Here is a 5,585-nt window from a genome sequence, read left to right as displayed (position 1 = left end):
CGGAGGTGACGCTTACCGGCGTGGATGTCGACGATTTGGGACATTTCCCAGAGGCGTTCCGAACAACGGGCACGGAGCTGGCGATGAACGGAGACACCGTACACGTTAACGCACCCGAAAAACTCCATCCGACCGATATCAGGACTCAGGTTTACCCGGGCTTTCCGACCGACCTGCAGGCGCAGTGGGCTACCATGATGACACAGGCCGACGGCACCTCCTCTGTTACCGACACCATTTATTACGACCGGTTCAGTTATGTGCCGGAAGTGACCCGCCTGGGCGCTGATATGGAGGTCACGGAAAACACCGCGACCATCGAGGGCAAAACGCCCCTGAAAGGAGCTTCTGTCATGAGTACGGACCTGCGCGCCAGCGTCAGCCTGGTCCTGGCGGGGATGATCGCTAAAGGCAGTACGGATGTACTGCGCATCTATCACCTGGACCGGGGCTATGAAGATCTGGAACAAAAGCTAACCGCGGTAGGCGCCCGGATAACCCGCACCGGCCAGGAAGAGTGAGGGACTGGAATATTAGCGCTTACATTAATGGTAATGAACTTGTATATTAAGATAATGTTATTCAGGATTTACTAAATAATTTCAGGTTTTAATTGCAGACATTGTCAAACATACAAGTATTTTTATCTTTTTCTAACGCTTTAGCAAGGCTTTTTCTTGTATCATTGTACCAAACAGCGGAATATTTGACTTCCCTGGATGCTTGTAATACTTCTCTGCAAGACGATCCCTTTTCTGAATACCAACAACGATCTGTACAACCTATTTTTTATCCTAACAGGAATTATAACATAGCGGTTGCTGAACTCCCGCTGAAACGTATGAAATTTAAGATTGCTTTATCTATGATGATGCCGATTGAATATTTGATCAGGGTTAAACGTCCGGAGTACAGCAACGGTGTGAAAGACGAGTATTTCCATGAAAAATCAAATCATTATTCACGCTTCGGGAAAGCAAACCCGGATCGCATTGCTGGAAAACGGCGAACTTGCCCAACTTTTTATAGAGTCTGAGGAAAATCAGCGCACGGTTGGCAATATTTACCTGGCGAAAGTCCACAAAGTGATGAGCGGTATTCGTGCCGCTTTCATCGATATGGGTACGCCGAAAGACGCTTTTTTGCACTTCTCCGATGCCGGCGACCATCTGAAAGAATATGTTCAGATGCTCAACGGCAAAAACGCGATTCACAAAAACGTTCGCGGAGAGCTGAAAAAAACGAATTTCGACAAGATATCGAACTACGAAAAACAGAAGTGGGCCGGCAAGATTCTACGTCCCGGCCAGCAGCTGCTGGTTCAAATCGTTAAAGAGCCTATCGGGTCAAAAGGTCCCCGTGTTTCTACCGACATCACGGTGGCGGGACGTTTCCTCGTGCTTATCCCGATGGGAGAATATATCGCGGTTTCGCGGAAGATTAATAACTACAAGGAGCGACGGCGCCTCAAAAGCGTGGTTGGTTCTATGGTTCCCGACGGCTTTGGCGTCATCATACGTACGGTAGCCAAGGGTAAGGACAAGAAGGCCATTGAAGACGACATGCGGAATGTGCTCAAAAAATGGGAGCGCATTTTGGAACAGCTGGAAACGGCCAAGCCCCCTGCCCTGCTCTACAAAGACCTCGACATGACCGAGAGCCTGGTTCGCGATCTTTTTGCGAAACAGTACGATCGGGTGCTGGTTGACGACCCTGACATGTTCAAGCAGATCAAGTCGTACGTCAGTCAGGTGGCCCCGCAGATGATTCCCAATGTGGAGCTGTACAAGGGACGTGAACACATCTTTGACTTTATGAAGGTAGCCAAGGATGTGGATTCTATTTTCAGTCCCCGCGTACGGATGCCATCGGGCGGATACCTGATATTCGAACAAACGGAGGCGATGTATGTGGTGGATGTCAACTCCGGTCCCTACGCCGCCAAAGAGAGGCAGGAAGACAACTCGCTGAAAACAAATTTGGAGGCCGCCCGCGAAGTGGCCAAACAGTTACGCCTGCGCGACATCGGAGGCATTATCGTCGTCGATTTTATTGACCTGCGCAAGGGTAAGAACCGCAAGAAAATTTATGATGAACTCAAAAAAGAGTTCAAGAAAGATCCTGCCAAAACCAATGTGATCGGGATGAGCGACTTCGGACTGGTCCAGATTACCCGCCAGCGAATTCGTCCAAGTGTGGTTAATTCCGTCTCAAAAGTATGTCCCACCTGCGGCGGTTCGGGCAGCGTTGTGACTCAAAATACGATCATTGCCGATCTGGATGCATGGCTCAGCAAATTCCGCACCACGACGGACTACCGCGCTGTGGATATCTATATAAATCCTTACCTTAAGTCGTACCTTGAAAAAGGATTCATGAGTATAAAATGGAAATGGATGCTCCGCTACTGGCTCAAGATTTCGCTCGTGGCAGATGAAACGATCTCCCTGAATGAATACAAGGCAACCATTGCCGGTTCAGATATTGATATCACTGATGTGGTAATGCAGGAGAAAGATATCGATGAGATTATTGCGAAAGCCAGAGAAGACGAAGAACTGGCCGCAGCCAAAGAGCGGCGGAAAAACCTCGACTATTACAAAAAAGGTCCCAACGGGGAGAAAAAGAAAGATACCCGCAAACCACGACCAACCCGCTCGGAGCGATCGAATTCAAAGTACTACAAAAATTAGACCTGACGGTAAAACATCCTTTTTCACAAAAAATGATTGAACGACCGACTTCACTATGAGTATAACAGATTTGAAAGCAACGACCGTTGTGGGTATCATCCATAACGGGGAGGCGGCTATAGCAGGCGACGGACAGGCTACCATGGATAAAACCGTCATGAAGGCTACTGTTAACAAAGTGCGCAGGCTTTACGAGGGAAAAATTGCCGCCGGTTTTGCCGGATCCACCGCCGATGCTTTTACGCTTTTTGAGAAATACGAAGAAAAACTGGAACAGTATAACGGGAATCTGCAGCGCGCCGCCGTTGAGATGGCCAAAGAGTGGCGCAGTGATAAATTTCTCCGCAAGCTGGAGGCCCTGCTGATCGTTATGAATAAAGAAAAGGCCCTGCTGATATCCGGTCAGGGCGATGTCATCGAGCCGGACGACAAAATCCTGACGATCGGCAGCGGCGGGTCCTATGCCCTGGCAGCCGCCCGGGCCCTGAAAGAAAGTGCTCCGGAACTGTCCGCCCGCGAGATAGCTGAAAAATCACTCCATATTGCTGCGGATATCTGTATATATACGAATCACAATTTAAGTGTTTTAGAATTAGAAGAGTAGAAACAAGTACTATGCAAAAGGTTATACAACATAAAAGCTTAACGCCACGGCAGATTGTAGCTGAACTGGACAAATATATTATCGGCCAGGATGAAGCCAAGCGCTCGGTATCCATAGCCCTGCGTAATCGCTGGCGGCGCTTGAATGCCGACGAAGAAATACGGGATGAAATACTCCCCAATAACATCCTTCTTATAGGTCCCACCGGCGTCGGTAAAACGGAAATCGCCCGGCGGCTGGCCAAGCTGGCGGACGCTCCTTTCATTAAAGTGGAAGCCAGCAAGTTTACGGAGGTGGGCTACGTGGGCCGCGATGTAGAGTCGATGATCCGTGACCTGACCGACATATCGGTCAATCTGGTAAAGACAGAGATGCAGGAACGAGTCAAGGAGGAGGCAAAAAAGATTGTGGAAGACCGTATCCTGGACATCCTCATTCCCCCGGTCAAACAGCCGGCCAACGATTCGGCGGGATTTCAGAAGGAAGACCAGAACTTTAATCCCGAACAGGCCTCCGATCAGGAGCTGAACAAGCGTACGCGCGAAAAATTTCGCGAAAAGCTGCGCAAGGGCGAGCTGGAAGATCGCAAGATTGAGGTGGAAGTCAGTAAATCCAGCAAAGCCCCGATGATGCAGGTCTTTGGTCCCCAGGGCGGAATGGAAGAGATGGGCATCAACCTGCAGGATATGCTCGGCAACCTGGGCGGGGGAAAGAAATCCAAGCGCAATGTGACTATTGAAGAAGCCCGGGAACTGCTGCTGGAAGAGGAGGCGGAAAAACTCATCGACCATGATGCAGCCGTCCAGGAAGCCCTCGAGCGCGTCCAGAAACATGGCATTGTGTTTATTGATGAAATTGACAAAGTAGCTGAATCTTCTTCCGGTAACGGCAAAGGCGGCGGCGGTCCCGATGTCAGTCGCCAGGGCGTTCAGCGCGATATGCTTCCGATCGTCGAAGGCAGTAATGTTTCCACCAAACACGGGATGGTCAAAACCGATCATATTCTGTTTATCGGCTCCGGCGCTTTTCACGTCTCCAAACCTTCGGATCTTATCCCGGAACTGCAGGGGCGCTTTCCTATTCGGGTTGAACTGAATTCACTTACGGAAGCAGACTTTTTTGACATTCTCACCAAACCCAAAAATGCCCTGACGAAGCAGTACCAGGCTATGCTGGCTTCCGAGGGGGTAGATGTAGAGTTCACGACCGACGCTATCAGTGAAGTGGCGGCTATAGCCGCCCAGGTAAACCGGCGGGTGGAAAATATAGGTGCCCGGCGCCTCCACACTATTTTGTCGTCGCTACTTGATGAGCTTCTGTTTGCAATTCCCGATGATATCAGCTCCGGTGAGATCACGATTGACCGGGAATATGTGAACAAACAGCTGGATAATCTTGTTAAGGATAAAGATCTAAGTCAATATATCTTATAATATTGCTACTGTTTCCAATTATTTACTAACTTACCGTGCCCCGGTCTAAAGAACTGTGGGCATAAAACAAGTGGGTAATTAATTCGCCAAAGGTACGTTAGAAAGATATCACAGCTAATAAAACGATAAAATTTGAGTCATTATGAGCGCAAAAAAACTCTTAGCTCCCAATGTTGCGATTCTCCTCGCACTTTCGATTTTTTGGCTTGCGGGAGTTGAAACCGTAGTCAAAGATGGTGATAAAGACCAGAAAAACCTAAAAAAATATGTGCAGGCCCAGCAGCGAATTATCGATAATTACGTCGATCCGGTAGACGTGACAAACCTTTACAAGAGCAGTATCCGGGGACTGGTTTCCAATCTCCCGGACAGCACGATCGATCTGGCCAATACCCCGCTCGATACCTCTTTTACCGACTTGAAGATAGAGGACCTCGGAGAATCGATTAAGCTTTTTGAAGAAGCCTATCGTTATATGGCAGATACTTATCCCAATGTGAATATGACCAACCGGACTGAAGATGCGCTCGAAAATATGTTCCGGTCGCTCGACCCGCACTCTATCTATATCGAGCCCAAAACCAGTGATGCCATTGAGGACGAATTTGCCGGCAAATTCCAGGGGGTCGGTATACAGTTCGATGTTATTGACGACACCATTACCGTCATTACAGCTATTGCCGGGGGACCCAGTGACCAGCTGGGCATCCGATCCGGAGATCGTATTATCGGTATCAATGATAGTACCTCTATTGGGTTTACCAGAGAACAAGTAGTCAACACGCTGCGCGGACCCAAAGGCTCGGAGGTGGATGTCACCATCAAACGACCCCATGTCAATGAGTTACTGGAATA

General features: G+C 49.0%; 4 protein-coding genes and 1 pseudogene. All 5 read left to right on the top strand.

The features are described 5' to 3' along the window. Positions 1 to 521 (top strand): annotated as a pseudogene (locus ACESLU_RS10855) (UDP-N-acetylglucosamine 1-carboxyvinyltransferase); the annotation flags it as partial. A 420-nt stretch (positions 522 to 941) separates the two neighbouring features. Further along, a complete protein-coding gene (locus ACESLU_RS10850; RefSeq protein WP_372638669.1) occupies positions 942 to 2,693 on the top strand; it encodes an Rne/Rng family ribonuclease in 1,752 nt (583 codons plus the stop codon). 55 nt (positions 2,694 to 2,748) lie between these two features. Then, complete coding sequence (hslV, locus tag ACESLU_RS10845) at positions 2,749 to 3,297, top strand: ATP-dependent protease subunit HslV (protein ID WP_372638668.1); 549 nt, start codon at positions 2,749 to 2,751, stop codon at positions 3,295 to 3,297. 11 nt (positions 3,298 to 3,308) lie between these two features. Then, on the top strand, positions 3,309 to 4,730 hold the full coding sequence (hslU, locus tag ACESLU_RS10840) for an ATP-dependent protease ATPase subunit HslU (protein ID WP_372638667.1): 1,422 nt from the start codon (positions 3,309 to 3,311) through the stop codon (positions 4,728 to 4,730). Positions 4,731 to 4,872: 142 nt separating this feature from the next. After that, a partial coding sequence (locus ACESLU_RS10835) for a PDZ domain-containing protein (protein WP_372638666.1) occupies positions 4,873 to 5,585 on the top strand: 713 nt, incomplete at its 3' end.

Source organism: Fodinibius sp. (assembly GCF_041642155.1).
Classification (GTDB): domain Bacteria; phylum Bacteroidota; class Rhodothermia; order Balneolales; family Balneolaceae; genus Fodinibius.
Note: the sequence above shows the minus strand (reverse complement) of the source record. Positions and strands in the feature narration are given on the sequence as shown.